The sequence below is a fragment of the Burkholderia puraquae genome (assembly GCF_002099195.1).
GTDB lineage: Bacteria > Pseudomonadota > Gammaproteobacteria > Burkholderiales > Burkholderiaceae > Burkholderia > Burkholderia puraquae.
The window spans coordinates 101,403-119,788 of the sequence record NZ_NBYX01000010.1; the positions used below are offsets into that span (position 1 = coordinate 101,403).

An 18,386-nucleotide genomic window follows, 5' to 3' on the forward strand; every position below is an offset into this window, starting at 1 on the left:
GCTGCAACGCCCATTCGTCAGACGTTGCGGCGTGCCCGGCAGTGCTGATAGAATCGTTTCACGTCTTTTCGGCGTCCTTTCAACCGTTCACTTCAGGGGAGGTGCAGATGTTCCGAATGCCAGCAACCTTCCCGAACGTGGTCCCACGGCTCAGCTGATCCAGCCCGCCGTCCGCGCCGGCTCCCGAGTTTTCCGCTAACCCGTCAGCCGCGCCGTTTCCCGACAGCCCGTTTCGTTTCGCCGCACGGTTTCCGCGCGGCCCGGCTGTTGCGTTTTCGATATTCTCCGAACCGGAAAGTCCCGTCGCGCGATGCGCCGGGCAACGATAAATGACCAGAAAAACCTCCCATCTGGGCGGCCAGGCATTCCACGCCGTCTTCGGCTTTACCTTCCGTTACTGGCGCAAGCAGCCGGCCCGCACCGCCACGGTCGCGAGCCTCGCGCTGCTCGCCGCGCTCGCCGACGTGCTCACGCCGCTGTTCGCCGGCCGCCTCGTCGACGCGCTGTCGACCGGCCTGACCGACCGCGCCGCCGCGTGGCATGCGGCCCTCGTCGCGTTCGGCACGCTCGCCGCGCTCGGGCTCGGCGCAACGCTGCTGCGGCAAGGCGTTTACCTGAACATCATCACGCTCACGCTGAAGATGATGAGCGAGATCGCGGCGGCGTCGTTCCATCGCGTGCAGCGCTTCTCGACCGACTGGCACGCGAACAGCTTCGCGGGCTCGACCGTGCGCAAGATCACGCGCGGCATCTGGGCGCTCGACCTGCTGAACGACACCGTGCTGATCGCGCTGCTGCCGTCGGTCACGATGCTCGTCGGCGCCACCGTGCTGCTCGGCACGCATTGGCCCGTGATGGGGCTCGTCGTCGGCGCGGGTTCGCTGCTGTACATCACGGTGACGGTTGCGGTATCGCTCGGCATCGTCGCGCCGGCCGCCCGGCTCGGCAACCTGTGGGATACGCGCATGGGCGGTGCGCTCGCCGATGCCGTGAGCTGCAACGCGGTCGTCAAGGCGTTCGGCGCGGAAACGCGCGAGGAAGCGCGGCTCGCCCGCGTGATCGGCAAGTGGCGGCAACGCACGCGCCGCACGTGGGTACGCGGCACGTTCAACGGCGGATTGCAGGGCGCGATGCTCGTCGCGATGCAGGCCGCGATGATCGGTGTCGCGCTGCGGCTGTGGGCGAACGACGAGGCGAGCGTCGGCGACATCGCGTTCGCGCTGACGATGTTCTTCATGCTGCAGGGCTACCTGCGCGACGTCGGCATGCACATCCGCAACTTGCAGCGCTCGGTGAACGACATGGAAGAACTCGTCGCGCTCGAACGCCAGCCGCTCGGCATCGACGATCGCCCCGGCGCACCGGCGATCCGCATCGGGCAAGGCGAGATCCGCTTCGAGCACGTGACGTTCCGCTACGGCAACCATCCGGTGCCGCTGTACGACGATTTCTCGATGCGGATCGCGCCGGGCGAGCGCGTGGGCCTCGTCGGCCACTCGGGGTCGGGCAAGACGACGTTCATCAAGCTGATCCAGCGCCTGTACGACGTGTCGGGCGGCCGCATCACGATCGACGGCCAGGACATCGCGCGCGTGCGGCAGGATTCGCTGCGCAGCCAGATCGCGATCGTGCAGCAGGAGCCCGTGCTGTTCCACCGCACGCTCGCGGAGAACATCGCGTATGCGCGCCCCGACGCGAGCCGGGCCGACATCGAGCGCGCCGCGCGGCTCGCCAGCGCGCACGGCTTCATCGCCGCGCTGCCGGACGGCTATGACACGCTCGTCGGCGAACGCGGGATCAAGCTGTCGGGCGGCGAACGCCAGCGGGTCGCGATCGCGCGCGCGTTCCTCGCGGATGCGCCGATCCTGATCCTCGACGAAGCCACGTCGAGCCTCGACAGCGAAAGCGAACTGCTGATCCAGCAGGCGATGGAGCGGCTGATGGTCGGCCGCACGACGCTCGTGGTCGCACACCGGCTGTCGACCGTGCGCGCGCTCGATCGGCTGCTGGTGCTCGATCGCGGCAAGGTGATCGAGGAAGGCAGCCACGACGCGCTGATCCGCATCGACGGCGGCATCTACCGCCGGCTGTTCGAACGGCAGGCGCTGGAGCTCGCGAAGGGGCTCGCCGATTCGCCGCGGCACGTGGCGGACGATGAAGCCGGGCCGCTGGGGGAGCCGGCCGAGGTGTGACGCAAGGGTGTCGCTACATGCGCCGGCGGTGCGGTCATCACCGCCGGCGCATGTAGACAGACGGATCCGGATCGAGGCCATGCCAGGTGCACGGCCTTTTTTTGCGCCTGCGAATCGCGCCGGCCACCCCGAAGCCGCGCACCGCAAGGCCACCGCTTCCGGGATCACTTATCATGTCGACCAGGAAATTTGCGACTAGGGATCGACCATGTTTACAGGAATTGTCCAGGGCGTTGCCACCATCAAGACCATCGCCGATCACGGGGAACTGAGAACCTTCAGCATCGCATTCCCGGAGCGGTTTACCGACGACATCGAGATCGGCGCCAGCGTCTCGGTCGACGGCGTCTGCCTGACGGTGACGACCATCCATTCGCCGGAGCTGATCGACTTCGACGTGATGCTGCCGAGCCTGCGGATCACCACGCTGGCCGAGCTCGCGACGGGTGCCCACGTCAACGTCGAGCGGGCGGCGAAGGACGGTGCGGAGATCGGCGGGCATCCGCTGTCCGGCCATGTCGACTTCACCGGGACCATCCGGCACATCGCGTCGTCCGAACACAACCGGATGGTGCGCATCGGCGTGCCGGACGCATTCAAGCGGTACGTGTTCGCGAAGGGCTATATCGCGATCAACGGCTGCAGCCTGACGGTGTCCGACGTCAACCGCGACGAAGGCTGGTTCGATGTCTGGCTGATTCCCGAAACGCGCCGCGCGACGACCTTCGATGCGAAGGGCGTCAACGATACGGTCAACATCGAGATCGAGCGCAGCACGCAGGTGGTCGTGGACACGATCCGGGAATCGGTCAAGGAAACGCTCGGCGAACTGAACGGCGTCGTCACGGCATTGCTGGCGGAAAAAGGCATCGATATCGAGGAGCTGCTGGCGCGCCATGTCGCGCGACTGCCGAAGCAGTAACGGATGCCGGCGCACCAGGGCCTGTTCACGCTCATACCGGGCCCTAGGTGACCCGCTGGATCACCGAGTACCGGCTGCCGTCGGAAAACACCTCGACCCACGGCTCCGATTCCTCGAAGGTCCAGAGGACGAGATCGAGGTCGACCATTTCGTCGTCGTCGGGCCAGGGCATGTTCCACCCGCCCGCGACGGCAACCACCCCGCCCGTGTAGAGCGGGCATTGCGCCATCCACTCACGCGCGTAGTCGTGCGCCGCGATGCCCTTGAAGTTGCCGTTGAATCCCCAGTCGCGTTGCCAGCCATGCGCGTCGAGATAGACGTCGATCGCGGCGGAGCCGAAGCGGAACACCGCGTCGACCGGCGGGAGCGATGTTGCCCTGGATCGGCACAGCGGGCGTTCCGATCGGGCGGGTTGCGTGGCGGTTTCCACACGGCCTGATGCCCCGCTCGCGTCGAGATACACGTTCAGCCATCTGTCGTCGCGCTCGACGGAAAGGCACAACGTGCCCGCCTCGACGCCATGCCAGTAGCCGGTGACGGGCTCGCCGCCATCCGCGAAGCGGTATTGATGGCATGGCCTGGCGAGGCGCTGCGCTTCGGTCAGGAAGTCTTCCAGCGTCATTGGATGGTGTTCTCCCGGTTTGCGGCACCTTCGGCGCCGCATGGATGCGTCGGGCGGCCGCCCGCGACCGGAAACGGTCCGTGCTCACCCGATGGCATGGACGCCACGACAAAGCGCTCGATGTCGGCCGCTACGTGTTCGGGTGTGCCGTCGCTCGCAAACCGCTTGCAGCTCACGCGCATGAACGCAGGGAACCGATCGCGGATCTTGCGCATCTCGTCGGCCTCATTCGCGTTCAGATACGGCCGGGACATTTGCCGGCCCACGATCAGTTTCGCGCAACGCTCGAGGTCGAACGAAGGTAACAGGAGCGCGGTGAATCCGTCCTCCTCGATGCGACGGCGAAGTGCCGGATAGGCCGGCCCGATCAGATAGGCCAGCAACGACACGCTCCCTCTTCGACATCGCATGCGTCGCGCTCCCGAAGGATGCGCGACGAATCTGCCCAGCGCGCCCGCGTCACTCCGCCTCCGCCTGCGCGCCCTTCCCCACCGCCACGCGCTGCGCGCGGTAAATCCCCGCGTGCCCCGAGAACAGATAAGCGACGACACACGCGACGATCGCGTACACGCCGATATCCGCGCCGAACAGTTCGATCGCCATGATCGTCGACGCGATCGGTGTATTGGCCGCGCCGGCGAACACCGCGACGAACCCCAGCCCCGCGAGCACGGGCACCGGCAGCGCCAGCACCTGGCCGAGCGCGTTGCCGAGCGTCGCGCCGATGTAGAACAGCGGCGTCACTTCGCCACCCTTGAACCCCGACGCGAGCGTGACGACGGTGAACGCGAACTTGCCTGCGAAATCGTAGAGCGGCAGCGGGCCGTGAAACGCGGCCTCGATCGTCGGGATGCCGAGGCCGAGATACTGCGGCACGTTCAGCACGGTGGCGGCCCCGGCAACCAGCAGGCCGCCGAGCACCGGCTGCAGCGGCGCGTAGCGGACGGCTCGCCTGAACCACGCGGTCAGCGCATGCGTCGCGAACGCGAACAGCCGCCCGACCACGCCGAACGCGATGCCCGCGATGACCGTCACGGCCAGCCCCGTCGCCGACACGGCCGGCACGAACGGAATCGCATAGGCCGTGTGATGCACGCCCCATGCACGGCATACGACGTCTGCAACGATCGCGGATGCGACGCAGGTCAGCAGCGCGTCGTATCGCACACGCCCGATCGCGAGTACTTCGAGCCCGAACACGGCGCCCGCGAGCGGCGTGCCGAACACCGACGCGAAACCGGCCGCGATGCCGCCCATCAGCAGCACGCGGCGATGTTCGCGATCGAGACGGAACACCTGAGTGACGCGATCGGCGAGCGCGCCGCCCATCTGCACGGCCGTGCCCTCGCGGCCTGCCGAGCCGCCGAACAGGTGCGTGACGACGGTCGCGACGAGCACGAGCGGCGCCATCCGCTTCGGCACGAGCGCCTTCGGGTCGTGAATCTCGTCGATCAGCAGGTTGTTGCCGCGCGCGACGGACTGGCCGAAACGATGGTAGATCCAGCCGGTCGCGAAACCGGCGGCCGGCAGCCCCCATAGCAGCCACGGATGCGCAACGCGCGTACCGGTCGCCCAGTCGAGCGCGATCAGGAACAGGGCGGAAGCCGTGCCGGCCAGAGCGCCAAGCAGGGCCGAGAGCGCGAGCCAGCGGCACACATAGCGCACGGTCGCGAAAAGATCGGCAGAAGTCGTGAAAAACATGATTTCCAGATTCGACGGAACATCAAAACCTGGGCGGCAGAATACCGCATGGACGGCCTGCGACCTCCTGACGACCCAGGAACACGCAGGCATCATCAGCCGGGCTGACCGGCGGTTGAGGGCCGCACCGCGCGCAACGCGCCATACGACCGCAGGGAGGCATGCCATCTCCGCTGGCCGCCATTGTACGCGACGCCCCGCGCCGCCCGCAATGCAGCTGCCGGCACACCGGAACGGGACGGCGTCGCGCGCCCCTCGCGCGCCGTCAGTCGCGCAGCGGGCGCGTGATGCGCGAGATCAGCTGGGGCGCGATCCGCTCGAGCGGCAGGATCGCCGACGCCGCGCCGATCGCCGCGGCCGCCTTCGGCATCCCGTAGACGGCGCTGGTCGCCTCGTCCTGCGCGATCGTGTGGCAGCCCTTCGCGCGCATCGCCTTCAGGCCGAGCGCGCCGTCGCGCCCCATGCCCGTCAGCAGCACGCCGAACGCTTCGGCCTGCCAGCCGTCGGCGACGCTGTTGAAGAACACGTCGATCGACGGCCGGTACGGCGTCTCGACCGGATGCCGCGTATAGCCGAGCACGCCGCGCGGCGACAGATACAGGTGATCGTTGGTCGCCGCGAGCAGTACCTCGCCGGCCTGCGGCACGCTGCCCTGCCGCGCGACGCGCACCGGCAGCCGCGTATAGCCGTCGAGCCATTCGGCCATCCCGAGCGCGAACGCCTGGTCGACGTGCTGGACGATCACGATTGCCGCCGGAAAGTCGGCCGGCAGCGCCCGCAGCAGCGCGGTCAGCGCGGTCGGCCCGCCCGCCGACGCGCCGATCGCGACGAGCGTCGGCTGGCCGCGCTCGGGTGCGGGCCCCGGCGGCACGAGCGCCGCGGTGCGGCTTTCGAGCAGCCGGCCGATCTGGTCGATCTTCGCGAGCAGCGCCTGCGGCGACGCGCCGGCCGACAGCCCGAGCGCGAGCGTCGGCGTGTCGACCGCATCGAGCGCACCGGCGCCCATCGCCTCGTACACCGACGACGTGTTCGCGCTGACGCTCGCCGTCACGATCAGGATCGCACACGGCGCGCGCGCCATGATCCGGCGCGTCGCGGCGACGCCGTCGACCTTCGGCATCACGAGATCCATCAGCACGAGATCGGGCGGATGCGCGACGCAGAAATCCACCGCCTCGTCGCCGTCGGTCGCGACCCACAGTACGCGGTGGTCCGTGCGCAGCGCGAGCACGCGGCGCAGCGCCTCCACGGCGAGCGGCAGGTCGTTGACGATGCCGATGTTCATCCGCGCGCGCCCCCGATCAGGTCGTGTACGGCGTCGAGCAGTGCCTCGTCGTGGAAGCTGCTCTTCGCGAGGTAGTAGTCGGCGCCCGCGTCGAGCCCGCGACGGCGATCCTCGTCGCGATCCTTGTACGACACGATCATCACCGGCACGCGCTTGAGCATCGGATCGCTCTTGATCAGCGTGACGAGTTCGATGCCGTCCATGCGCGGCATGTCGACGTCGGTGACGACAAGATCGAACGCATCGCTGCGCACCGCATTCCAGCCGTCCATCCCGTCGACCGCGACCGTCACGTCGTAGCCGCGCTTTTCCAGCAGCTTGCGTTCGAGCTCGCGCACCGTCAGCGAATCGTCGACGACGAGCACGCGGCGGCGGCGATCGACGAGCGCGAGTTGCGGATCACGCGTGAGCCGCGCGAGCTGCCCGCCGCGCACGAGCTTGTCGACCGAGCGGATCAGGTCCTCGACGTCGACGATCAGCACTGGGTCGCCGTTCTCGAGCAGCGCGCCGGCCGCGATGTTCTGGATCTTGTGCAGGCGGCTGTCGAGCGGCTGCACGACCAGCATCCGTTCGCCAAGGAAGCGGTCGACCGCGACGCCGTACAGCTCGGGCTCCCCGCCGACCACCACGACCGCCGTGCTCGTGCGCGCGACATTGGGCTCGCCCGCGTCGAGCAGCTGGTGCGCGGCAACGAGGCCCGCGCGCCGGCCGTCGAACGGGAAATGCGGCTGCCCTTCGAGCACGTCGATATCGTCGTGCGCGAGTTCGAGCGTGCGGCGCACGTGCGCAAGCGGGAACGCATACGGCTCGCCGCCGACCTCGACGAGCAGGCTGCGAATCACCGACAGCGTGAGCGGCAACTGCAGCACGAAGCGCATGCCCGCGCCCGGCTCGTTGAAGATCCGCACCGCGCCGCGCACGCCGCGCACCATCTCCTGCACCGCGTCGAGGCCGACGCCGCGGCCCGACACGTCGGTCACCGCCTCGCGCATCGAAAAGCCCGGCAGCAGCAGGAATTCGAGCAGTTCGGGATCGGACAGCCGCGCGGCCGTCTCGTCGTCGGTCAGGCGCTGGCGCACGACGGCCGCGCGCAGCGCGTCCATGTCGACGCCCGGGCCATCGTCGATCACGCTGACCAGCAGCGAACCGGCGCTGTGGCGCGCCTCCAGCGTGACGCTCGCCTCGGCCGGCTTGCCGCGTGCACGGCGCGCGTCCGGCGAATCGACGCCGTGGTCGATGGCGTTGCGCAGCAGGTGGCCGAGCGGCGCGTCGAGCAGGTCGAGGATGTCGCGGTCGACCTGCGTGCCCTCGCCGACGATCGAGAAACGCACCTGCTTGCCGAGCGAGCGCGCGAGATCGCGGACGATGCGCGGGTACGCGCGTGTCGCGTCGCCGAACGGCCGCATCCGACACTGCAACGCTTCGTCGTAGAGCTGCTCGGCGATATGCGTGCTGCGCCGCTCGAAGCGGTCGAATTCGTCCATGCGCTCGGCGAGCGAACGCTGCAGGTCGTTGAGCATGTGCCGCACTTCGTTCATCGACGCGAGCATGCCCGCATCGAGATCGTCGGCGAATTGCTCGACCATCAGATCGAGCGAGCGGGCCGCGTCGCGCTGCGCGCGCTTCACGCGCAGCATCGATTCGGCGAACGGCTTGAGCCAGCGCGATTCGACCAGCGATTCGCCGGACAGGCTCAGCAGCCGGTTCAGCGTATCCGCGCGCACGCGGCGCATCGCGCCGGCGCCGGCCACGCGGCCGGCCTGGGCCGGATCGGGCACCGTGCCCGACACGGCGAGCGGAGGCACCGCGGCGCTGGCCCCGACGGGCTCGTTCGCGGCGCCGTCGTGCTCGCGATACGGCACGACCGACGGCGGCACCGGCGGCGGGACGGCGCCCGGCGCCTGCATCGTCTGCGCGCCGTCGGCCCCTGTCAGCGCCGCCGCAAACACGTCGATCTCCGTCTGCGTCACGGGCTGCCCCTGCGGATCGCCGACGCGCACCAGCAAATCGACGCCCGCCAGCAGCACGTCGACGTGCGTGGCCGTCAGCGCGATCGTGCCAGCCTGCGCGGCGACGAAGCACTCTTCCATCCGCCCCGCGATGTCGACGCCGAGCGGCACGCCGACGATGCGCGCGGCGCCCTTCAGCGAATGCGCGGCGCGCATGCACGCCTCGAGCGCGACGGAATCGGGCTCGCCCGATTCGAGCGCGAGCAGCCGCTCGGACAGCGCCTGGGTCTGCGTGCGCGTCTCCTCGCGATACAGCTCGAGCAGCGACAGGTGGCTCAGGTCGTCATCGCCGCTCATCGCATGCTCCGTGTGACTGCGTCGAACAGGCGGTCGTCGTCGAGCAAACCTACGGACTTGCCGCGCCACGACAGCACGCCGCGCGACAGGCCGGCGCTCGCGCGCCCGACCGTCGCCGGCACGGGCACCCAGTCGGATGCGCCGAAGCGCAGCACGCCCTCGACTTCGTCGACCGGAAACACGACCGGCTCGCCCTGGTGCGCGGCCACCAGCAGCCGCGTGAAGCGGCCATCGCCGCCGCCGCTGCCGCCCTTGCCGGCATCGAGGCCGAGCAGCGCGCCGATCGAGATCGCGATGCGCAGCGTGCCGCGGATGTTGACCACGCCGCGCACGGCCGAATTGCGGCGATGCGGCAGCGAATGGATCGGGCGCGTGCCGGCGATCTCGCGCAGCACGCCGATCGGCAGCGCGAGCCATTCGTCGGCCACACGGAACGCCAGCGCCGCGTGGCGCGTATCGGCGTCGGCGTCGTGCCCGTGCGGTGCGGCGGGCGCGCTCATCCGGCGCGTGGTGTCGGCCATCTCGGCCCCGTCGAGCGGGCGCTCGAGCAGCTTCGCCGCGTGATACGCGTACACCGGGCAGTTCAGGCAGCGCAGGCAGTCGTTCAGCCGCTCGCACGTGCGGTCGCCGCGCGTGCCGATCCGGTTCCAGCAATCGTCGACGTCGATCGTCGTCTCGTCAATGGCAGCGGCGGCGCGGTTCATGAATTCCTCTGGTCATCGCGGTGTCGGTCCCCAACCCGTAGTCTCGTCAGCCGGCCGAGCGCCGTGCGCGCTCGAGCATCCATTGCGCACCCGCGCGATCGCCGCCGACGTCGAGCAGCGTCGCAAGATGGGTCAGCGCTTCGTGGTGCGTGGGTCGCAGGTACAGCGCCTTCCGGTAGAAGTCGCCGGCTTCCGCGGCGCGTCCGCGCGCATCCGCGATCAGCCCGTTCAGGTAGAACGCATCGGCATGCGGCCCGACGCGCGCCGAGAACTGCGCAAGCACGCGCTCGGCCTCGTCGAACGCGCCGGCATTCGCAAGCGCCTGCGCATCTTCCAGCGTCGGTGCGGCGCTTTCGGCGACCGGTGCGACCGGTGCAGCCGATACGGCCGGCGCAACCGTTTCGGCCGTCGCCACCGGCACGTCGGCCCATGCGTCGAACGCGGCCGCATGCACGGCCGGCGGCGGCGCCGCGAACGGCTGACCTGCGTCGCCGAGCCAGGATGGCGGTGCGACCGCCAGCACCGAGCGCGTCGCCGCGAGCGGTGCGACCGTGAAGCGCTCCGCGCGCCGGTACGGCGCCGCCGCCGACAGCGGTGCCGCCGACCGGGCCGCGCATGCGTCAGCCGCCGCCGCGCCGGCGGGCTCGCGATGAAATGCGAAGGCCAGCGGCACACGCGCCGAGCGCATCCCGTGCCGCATTGCGACCCCCGTTTCGGCCGGCCCGACGAACAGCATGCCGTCGTCGGCAAGACGCTCGCCAAGCGAGCGGATCACGCGATCCTGCGCGTCGCGGTCGAAGTAGATCAGCACGTTGCGGCAGAACACGAAATCGTAGCGAATGCCCGTGTCCACGGCCGGTTCGACGAGGTTCGCCTGACTGAACTGCACACACGCGCGCACGCGCTCGTCGAGCAGCCAGCCATCGCGCTTCGGCGTGAAATGCCGCGCGCGAAATTCCGTCGCCGTGCCGCGGAACGCATTGCGCCCGTAGCAGCCGAGCCGCGCCTGCTCGATCGCGCGCACGCTGAGGTCGATCGCGTCGATCGTGAAGCTGGCCGGGTCGAGCCCCGCGTCGAGCAGCGCCATCGCCGCCGAATACGGCTCCTCGCCCGTCGAGCACGGTGCGCTCAGCACGCGGATCACACGGCCGGGCAGCGCGGCGAGCCGTTCGGCCGCGAGCCGCGCGAGCGTCGCGAAGGCCTCGCGGTCGCGGAAGAACCAGGTCTCGGGCACGACGAACAGCTCGATCAGCGCACGCCGCTCGTCGGCCGACGCGTTGAGCTGCTGCCAGTAGGCGTCGAGCGCGTCCTGCGTCACGGGCAGCCGCACCGCCGACGGCAGGCGCTCGCCGTCCGCCTGCAGCGCGTGCACGCGTTCCGTCAGCGCTCGGGTCATGAAGTCGTTGCCGAGCGAATCGGGGTCGATGCCGGTCTCGCGCAGCAGCCAGCCGCGAAATCGCGATTCGGATTCTTTCATGCAGACTCTCCCCCGTGGCCCGGCAGGCCGTCGAACAGATACAGGCGCGCGACGTCGTCGACCAGGTCGGACACCGATACCTGCTGCACGACGCCATCGGGCGTGTTCGCGACGGGCCCGAGCCAGCGCGTGCGCGCGGTCGAGATGCCGCTCGACCGAAACGCCGCGCGGTCGATCCGCATCGTCTGCGTTGCGCGCTCGACGATCAGCCCGACCGTGCGCTCGCCGCCGGCCGCGTCCGCACGGCAGCGGACCATCACGAGCCGCGTCGAACGCAACGCATGTGCGCGGCGCCCGAGCGCCAGCATCGGTACGTCGATCACCGGCACCGGCTGGCTGCCGCGCATCAGCAGCCCGGCGATCCATTCGGGCGCGCCGGGCACGGCCTTCGTGACCGCGAGCGGCAGCACCTCCTCGATGCCGGCCGCGTCGAGCGCGTAGCGCTCGCCGTCGAGCTCGAACATCAGGAACAGCGCGTGTCCGCCATTCTGCGTGTCGGCGCGCGTCACGCGTCGACCTTGAAGCGCGACACGCTGGTACGCAACTGGTTCGCGACGAGCGTCAGGTCGTCGATTGCCTGCGACGACTGGCGCAGCGACTCGGCCGTCTGCTGCGCGGCCTCCGACAGTTGCGACAGCGCCTGCGTGATCTGCTCGGCGCCGTTCGCCTGCGTCTGCATCCCTTCATTGACCATCTGGAAGCGCGGCGCAAGCGTCTGCACTTCGGCGATGATCTGCGACAGCTGCCCGCCGACCTGCTGCACGTCGAGCATGCCGCGGCGCACTTCCTCGGAGAACTTGTCCATCCCCATCACGCCCGCCGACACCGCCGACTGGATTTCCTTCACCGTCTGCTCGATGTCGTAGGTCGCCACCGCCGTCTGGTCGGCCAGGCGGCGGATCTCGGTCGCGACGACCGCGAAGCCGCGGCCGTACTCGCCGGCCTTCTCGGCCTCGATCGCCGCGTTCAGCGACAGCAGGTTGGTCTGGTCGGCCACCTTGGTGATCGTCGCGACCACCTGGTTGATGTTCAGCGCCTTCTCGTTGAGGATCGCGAGCTTCGCATTCACCGAACCGGCCGCGTCCATCACGCTGCGCATCGTCTCGCCCATCCGCGTGAGCCCGCTCTGGCTCACGCCCGCGAGCGTCGCCGACTGTTCTGCCACGCCCGCCACCTCGTTCATCGTGCGCAGCAGGTCGCGCGACGTCGCGAAGATTTCGCGCGAGGTGGCGCCGATCTCCGTCGTCGTCGCCGCGGTTTCGTTCGCGGTCGCCTGCTGTTCGCGCGACGTCGCCGCGATCTCTGCCACCGACGTCGTCACCTGCAGCGACGACTGCTGCGCGCGCGCGACGAGTTCCGTCAGCTCGTCGGCCATCCGGTTGAAGCCCGTCTCGAGCGTGCCGAATTCATCGCGGCGGCGCAGGTCGAGACGGCGCGTCAGGTTGCCGGTACGCATCACGTCGTGCACCTCGACGAGCCGCGCCATCGGTACGGTCACCGAACGGTACAGCAAGTAGCCGAGGCCGAGCGCGGACAGCAGCACGAACCCGACCGCGACCGCGAGCACGACTTCGGTATCCTGCACGGATTCGCGGATCAGTTTCGCGGATTGCTCGGCGAACTTGCGGTTTTCCTGCACCAGCACGTTCGCGTTGCGTATGACCTCGGTCCACACCGGCACCGTCTTCGCGTATGCGGCGACGGCGTCCTCGCGCGACACCCGGCTCTTCTGCACGGCTTCGTTCAGCAACGGCACGTAGCGGTCGTACGCGCCGCGGAACGCCGCGAAGCGTTGCCGGTCGTCGTCGCGGAACGTCGTGTTCTGGTAGTCGATCGACAGCGACTCGATCTCCTTCAGCGCGTCGGAAATCTTCGCGAGATCGCGCTGCACGGTTTCGGGCCCGGTGTCGACGAAGGTCGCCTGCTGCAGCAGCATGAACGATTCGTTGACCGAACCGCGCAGCGACGACGCGAGGTAGACGCCGGGCAGCGAGTCTCGCTCGATGCTGATGGCTTCGCTGTTGATCGCGCGCAGTCGCTCGTAGGACACGCCGGCTGTCACCAGCATCAGCACGAACAACACGCCGAAGCTGAGCAGGATGCGATTGCCGAGCGTCAGCCGGGCAGCGCCGATCGTCGGATGCAGGCTTTCATTGGTCGCGCGGGGCGTCACGGTGGCCATGTTCGTTATGGGCTTTCTAAAATCAGCGTTGAAAAATCCGCGCCCGCCTGCGCGCCGGACGGCGCGCCGCGAGCGCATCGGGGTCTGCGGGCAGCGCGGCGCCGGCAGGCCGCGCCGCGACATCACCGCTCCGCTTGCGCCGGCAGCCGAAGCGCGACCATGAAGCCGCGCGCCGTATTGCGCATCAGGATCTGGCCGCGATGCCGCGCCGCCGTCGCGCGGACGAACGCGAGCCCGAGGCCGAAGCCGCCACGCGCCGCGCCATGCGCGGATTCGAGCTGCACGAACGACTCGGTCGCGGCCGTGCGCTGCTCCGGCGCGATCCCGGCGCCGGTATCCTCGACGCCGATCAGCCATGCACCGTCCTCGCTGCTCAGCGTGCAGTGCACGTCCGTGCCGGCCGGGCCGTATTTCAGCCCGTTGTCGATCAGGTTCGCGACCGCGCGCGTCAGCATCAGGCGGTCGCCCATCGTCACGCACTCGGTATCGGGCACGTGCGCGGCGACCCGGCTGCCGAACCCGGCCGCCTTCTCCCACAACTGGTCGACGGCGTCGAGCACGATCTCGTTGAGACTCACGACCTCGTGCGCGCGGCGCTCGGACTGCGCGCGGGTCAGGTGGATGAAGCCGTCGGCAAGCGCGAGCGCGCGCCGCGCATGGCCGGCAATGCGCTCCATGATCGCCGGCATCTCGCCGTGCTCGGCCCGGTAGACCTCGAGCAGTGCGAGGATCGACGTCTGCGGCGATCGCATGTCGTGCGACAGGAAATCGAGCGCTTCGTCGCGTTGCCGCGACATCAGGTACGAATTCGAGTGATAGCGGATACGGGCGGCCAGCTCCATCGCGTCGGGGAGCTTCACCAGATAGTCGTTCGCGCCGGCGATGAACGCCTCGCGCTTGACGATCGGCTCCTCCTTCGCGGAAAGCACGATGATCGGCACGCGCGCCGTGGCGGCGTCTGCGCGCCACGCGCGGACGAGATCGAGGCCGTCGATCTCCGGCATTACGAGATCCTGCAGGATGACCGTCGGCTTCACGTCGCGCGCGACCGCCATCGCCCGGTGCGCGTCAGTGCACACGTGCAGGTCGATGTCGTGTTCGCTGCGCAGCGCGCGGCGGATCACCTCACCGACGAACGGTTGATCGTCGACGAGAAGAACCGATAACCCCGATTCAAGGCAATCCGAGGCATTATCACTGCTCGATTCTTTCATAAATACAGTTTCAAACGCCGATTCTCCAATCGATTCTTTCATAGGAGTTGTTTATCAGATTTGGACGCTATCTCATTTCGGCGGTTGAAAACCCCGCCCAATTCGCCGATTTGGCCTATCGGCACTGCCTCGCAGGGCTCCGGACGCCGATTTCTCCCCGTTGACGGCCGCATTACCTCCGCATCCTTTCTCTCAATAAACATAACCGGCTGATTCTAAATGAAATTAGAACACAGCATCTATCTCCTTCCGGTTTAGTTTTGCCAAATATGCAGAAAGAGACGGAAACAGTTAAATCAGATCATTTCCGGATTCGAAACACGATAACGTTTGCGAGACCGGTGCCATAAGGTTTGCATGCGCTGCAAGGCCGGCTGCCCGCCGCATTTGGGGCCGGATAAAAATCCGCCGAATCGGCAGGCGAACGGAAGAAAAAAGAGCGCGCCGGGCAAGGATCGGCCCGCACGCGCTTCGGGCCGGCTGGCACCGGCCGCTCGATGGCGGTGTGAGAAGGTGTGCGGCCTTACCCGCGCGCGTGCTGCGCGGACACTTCCTGCAGGTCGAGGTCGCGCTCGAGCGCGTGCAGCATCTCGTCGTGGATGCGGCCCGAACGGTGCAGGCGCAACAATTCCGTGCGCCCGGCCTTGATCGCAGCCAGCACGACGTCGTAGTGCGCGGCCCGCACTTCTGCCGGATACGCAGGCTCGTTCTTCGCCCGCTCGGTCAGTTCCGCGCGATACGTGTACTGCTCGAGCAGGCGCGGATGGATCACGGTGCCGTTCTCGTCGCGCACGAGCGGCTGGATCGCCGCGAGCTGCGCAGCCTCGACATACGCCCACGTCTGCGGCTCTGTCAGGTGATGCGCCGCGCGTTCTTCGCGCTGCGGCAGGCGCAGCAGCCGGATCAGCGGCCCGATCGTCGTGCCCTGCAGCAGCACGGTGACGAGGATCACCGCGAACGACGCGACCAGGATCACGTCGCGGCCGGGCATCGCCTCGGGCAGCGACAGCGCGATCGCCAGCGTGACGACGCCGCGCATCCCGGCCCAGCTCATGATCGTCGCGGCCTTCCAGTCGGGCGCCTCGCCGCGCCGCGCGATCCCGCGCACCGGCCACTTCAGCACTTCGACCGCGTAGATCCACACGAAGCGCGACACGATCACGGCCGCCAGCACCGCGAGCACGGGCGGCACCATCGTGGCGAGCACCTGCTCGAAGCCGCCGAGCCGATGCATCGCGCCGCGCAGCGACAACCCGATCAGCACGAACACCATCGCCTCGAGCAGGAACACGATGACCTGCCAGAACGCGGTGCCGCGCGTGCGCACGGCCGCCGAGAACACCTCGTGCTGGTGCCAGCCGACGATCATGCCGGCCGTGACAGTCGCGATCACGCCCGACACCTCGACCATTTCGCCTGCGATGTATGCGATCCAGCCGGCGATCACCGCGACGGTGATCACGAGATAGTCGTCGTCGAGCAGCTTCAGGAACCACACGACGAGCTTGCCGACCGCGAAGCCGATCGCCACGCCGCCGAGCCCGAGCTCCGCGAATCGCACGACCGCATGCTCGAGGCTGAACGCGCCAGTGAGCGCAGCCGCGACCGCGAAACGGAACAGCACGAGGCCGGCCGCGTCGTTCAGCAGGCTCTCGCCTTCGAGCAGCACCATCAGCCGGCGCGGCAGGGCGACGCGTTCGAGCACGGCCTTCGCGGCAACGGCGTCGGGCGGCGACACGATCGCGCCGAGTGCGAAGCACGCGGCCCACGGCAGCGACGGCGCCACCCAGTGCACGGCGAAGCCGACCGCGAACGTCGTGAACACGACCGCGCCGATCGCGAGCAGCAGGATGCCGCCGACGTTACGCTTGAACTCCTCCCACACCGAGAAATACGCACCGTCCATCAGCAGCGGCGGCAGGAACACCAGCAGCACCAGTTCGGGATCGAGATTGATCGGCGGCAGGCCGGGGATGAACGCGATGCCGATGCCGCCGATCAGCAGCGCGGCCGCGGGTGGCAGCCGCAGCCGCTTGGCGATGCATTCGAGCGCGACGATCGCGAGAAATGACAACAAGACCAGCTTGAATGCCGAGACGGGAGACATGAATCGACCTCGTGAAGAATGAATTCGCGCTTTCCGGCGTCGTACCCCGGTCGGCAGTTTCGCGCGATTACATCACGAGGCGAGGCCCGCAGTCGAGCGGGTTCGGCAGCCCGCCGCGCGACGCCCGCATGGCACCCTGCCCGGTACCGGCCCGCTGCGCGCGCCGCCATGAAAAACGGCACGCGGGCCGGCCCGGTCGCCCGCCCGCGTGCCGTCGCGGCACCACGCGCCCGCGCGTTACCGGCGCCGCACGACCATCAGTCGCGGCTCGGTCATGTCCTCGATCGCGTAGCGGATCCCTTCTCGGCCCAGGCCCGAATCCTTCACGCCGCCGTACGGCATGTTGTCGACGCGGAACGACGGCACGTCGTTGATCACGACGCCGCCGACTTCCAGCTCGTCCCACGCACGCTGCGCATGCGTGAGCGAATCGGTGAACACGCCGGCCTGCAGCCCGAAGTCGCTGTCGTTCACGCGCGCAAGCGCATCGTCGAACCGGTCGAACTTCTCGAGGATCGCAACGGGGCCGAATGCCTCCTTCCGGTACAGGTCCTGCTCGTGCCCGACGTTTTCCAGCAGCGTCGCCTCGAACATCGCGCCATCGACCTTGCCGCCCGCAACGATCTTCGCGCCTGCCGCGACGGCTGCGTCCATCCAGCCCGACAGCCGGCGCGATTCGGATTCGGAGATCATCGGGCCGACGAACGTCGACGGATCCTTCGGATCGCCCATCTTCAGCGAACGCGTCTTCGCGATCAGCTTCTCGCGCAGCGCGTCGTACAGATCGGCATGCACGAGGATCCGCTGCACACCGATGCAGCTCTGGCCCGACTGGTAGTACGCGCCGAACGCGAGACGCTCGACCACGTAGTCGAGCCGGTCGCGCTGGTCCGCATCGACGATCGCGGCCGCGTTACCGCCGAGCTCCAGCACGACTTTCTTCTTGCCGGCCTTCTCCTTCAGCGCCCAGCCGACGGCCGGCGACCCCGTGAACGACAGCAGCTTGAACCGCTCGTCGGTCGTGAACAGGTCGGCGCCGTCGCGATGCGCGGGCAGCACCGAGAACGCGCCCTTCGGCAGGTCGGTTTCCGCGAGCACCTCGCCGATGATCAGCGCGCCGATCGGCGTGCGGCTCGCGGGCTTCAGCACGAACGGACAGCCGGCCGCGAGCGCGGGCGCGACCTTGTGCGCGGCGAGGTTCAGCGGAAAGTTGAACGGCGAGATGAACGAACACGGGCCGACCGGCACGCGCTTCGTGTAGCCCGTATAGCCCTGCGCCCGCGCGGAGATCTCGAGGTTGATGATCTCGCCGTCGATGCGCACCGATTCCTCGGACGCCACGCGGAACGTGTCGATCAGCCGCGTCACCTCGCCCTTCGAATCGTTGATCGGCTTGCCGGCCTCGATGCACAGCGCCTCGGCCAGCTCGTCGAAACGCTCGCGAAAACGCGCGACGCAATGGTCGAGCACGGCCTGCCGCTTGTAGGCCGGCAGCTCGCGCATCGGCTTCGCGGCGTCGACTGCCGCGCCGATCGCCGCGTCGATGGCCTTCGCGTCGGCCAGCGCGACGCGCGTCGCGACCTTGCCGCTGAACTTGTCCGTCACGTCCAGATCGGTGTTCGCGTAGACGGCTTCGTTGGCGAGGTAGTACGGATAGGTTTCCTTCAGCATGGA

14 protein-coding genes and 1 riboswitch are annotated in these 18,386 nt (G+C 68.6%); of the genes, 2 read left to right on the forward strand and 12 right to left on the reverse strand.

Annotated features, from left to right (window positions below):
* Positions 1-329: 329 nt before the first annotated feature.
* Positions 330-2,192 carry an ABC transporter ATP-binding protein gene (locus B7G54_RS20125; protein WP_085040671.1) on the forward strand — a complete coding sequence of 621 codons (1,863 nt, stop codon included), beginning with the start codon at positions 330-332 and terminating at the stop codon, positions 2,190-2,192.
* A gap of 208 nt (positions 2,193-2,400) precedes the next feature.
* Positions 2,401-3,114, forward strand: a complete 714-nt coding sequence (locus B7G54_RS20130) for a riboflavin synthase subunit alpha (RefSeq protein ID WP_085040672.1) — start codon at positions 2,401-2,403, stop codon at positions 3,112-3,114.
* Positions 3,115-3,157: 43 nt separating this feature from the next.
* Here the strand turns inward: B7G54_RS20130 and B7G54_RS20135 are convergent, their stop codons facing one another.
* The 12 genes from B7G54_RS20135 to B7G54_RS20195 all read right to left on the reverse strand — a co-directional run bounded on the left by B7G54_RS20135 (position 3,158) and on the right by B7G54_RS20195 (position 18,383).
* Positions 3,158-3,736, reverse strand: a complete 579-nt coding sequence (locus B7G54_RS20135) for a hypothetical protein (RefSeq protein WP_085040673.1) — start codon at positions 3,734-3,736, stop codon at positions 3,158-3,160.
* Complete coding sequence (locus B7G54_RS20140; protein ID WP_244289386.1) at positions 3,733-4,119, reverse strand: hypothetical protein; 387 nt, start codon at positions 4,117-4,119, stop codon at positions 3,733-3,735. Before B7G54_RS20140 ends, B7G54_RS20135 begins: the two co-directional genes overlap by 4 nt.
* Before the next feature lie 76 nt (positions 4,120-4,195).
* The gene (locus B7G54_RS20145; RefSeq protein ID WP_085040674.1) at positions 4,196-5,437 is read right to left on the reverse strand and encodes a voltage-gated chloride channel family protein; all 1,242 of its coding nucleotides are present in this window, start codon (positions 5,435-5,437) and stop codon (positions 4,196-4,198) included.
* Between the two features lie 79 nt (positions 5,438-5,516).
* Positions 5,517-5,618: riboswitch (Fluoride riboswitch) on the reverse strand.
* A gap of 84 nt (positions 5,619-5,702) precedes the next feature.
* Positions 5,703-6,722 carry a chemotaxis response regulator protein-glutamate methylesterase gene (gene cheB, locus B7G54_RS20150; protein WP_085040675.1) on the reverse strand — a complete coding sequence of 340 codons (1,020 nt, stop codon included), beginning with the start codon at positions 6,720-6,722 and terminating at the stop codon, positions 5,703-5,705.
* Positions 6,719-9,028 (reverse strand): hybrid sensor histidine kinase/response regulator, encoded by a 2,310-nt coding sequence (locus B7G54_RS20155; RefSeq protein WP_085040676.1) that lies wholly within the window; start codon positions 9,026-9,028, stop codon positions 6,719-6,721. Before B7G54_RS20155 ends, cheB begins: the two co-directional genes overlap by 4 nt.
* Positions 9,025-9,732, reverse strand: a complete 708-nt coding sequence (locus B7G54_RS20160) for a chemotaxis protein CheW (RefSeq protein ID WP_085040677.1) — start codon at positions 9,730-9,732, stop codon at positions 9,025-9,027. Before B7G54_RS20160 ends, B7G54_RS20155 begins: the two co-directional genes overlap by 4 nt.
* A 46-nt stretch (positions 9,733-9,778) precedes the next feature.
* The gene (locus B7G54_RS20165) at positions 9,779-11,209 is read right to left on the reverse strand and encodes a CheR family methyltransferase (protein WP_085040678.1); all 1,431 of its coding nucleotides are present in this window, start codon (positions 11,207-11,209) and stop codon (positions 9,779-9,781) included.
* Entirely contained in the window at positions 11,206-11,673 is a 468-nt protein-coding gene (locus B7G54_RS20170) for a chemotaxis protein CheW (RefSeq protein WP_425266512.1), read from the reverse strand. The genes B7G54_RS20165 and B7G54_RS20170 overlap by 4 nt, the downstream gene beginning before the upstream one ends.
* Positions 11,674-11,714: 41 nt before the next feature.
* Entirely contained in the window at positions 11,715-13,391 is a 1,677-nt protein-coding gene (locus tag B7G54_RS20175) for a methyl-accepting chemotaxis protein (protein WP_085040680.1), read from the reverse strand.
* 122 nt (positions 13,392-13,513) lie between these two features.
* Entirely contained in the window at positions 13,514-14,647 is a 1,134-nt protein-coding gene (locus B7G54_RS20185; RefSeq protein ID WP_085040681.1) for a hybrid sensor histidine kinase/response regulator, read from the reverse strand.
* Between the two features lie 481 nt (positions 14,648-15,128).
* The gene (locus B7G54_RS20190; RefSeq protein WP_085040682.1) at positions 15,129-16,712 is read right to left on the reverse strand and encodes a Na+/H+ antiporter; all 1,584 of its coding nucleotides are present in this window, start codon (positions 16,710-16,712) and stop codon (positions 15,129-15,131) included.
* Between the two features lie 237 nt (positions 16,713-16,949).
* The gene (locus B7G54_RS20195) at positions 16,950-18,383 is read right to left on the reverse strand and encodes an aldehyde dehydrogenase family protein (protein WP_027790993.1); all 1,434 of its coding nucleotides are present in this window, start codon (positions 18,381-18,383) and stop codon (positions 16,950-16,952) included.
* Between the last annotated feature and the right edge of the window lie 3 nt (positions 18,384-18,386).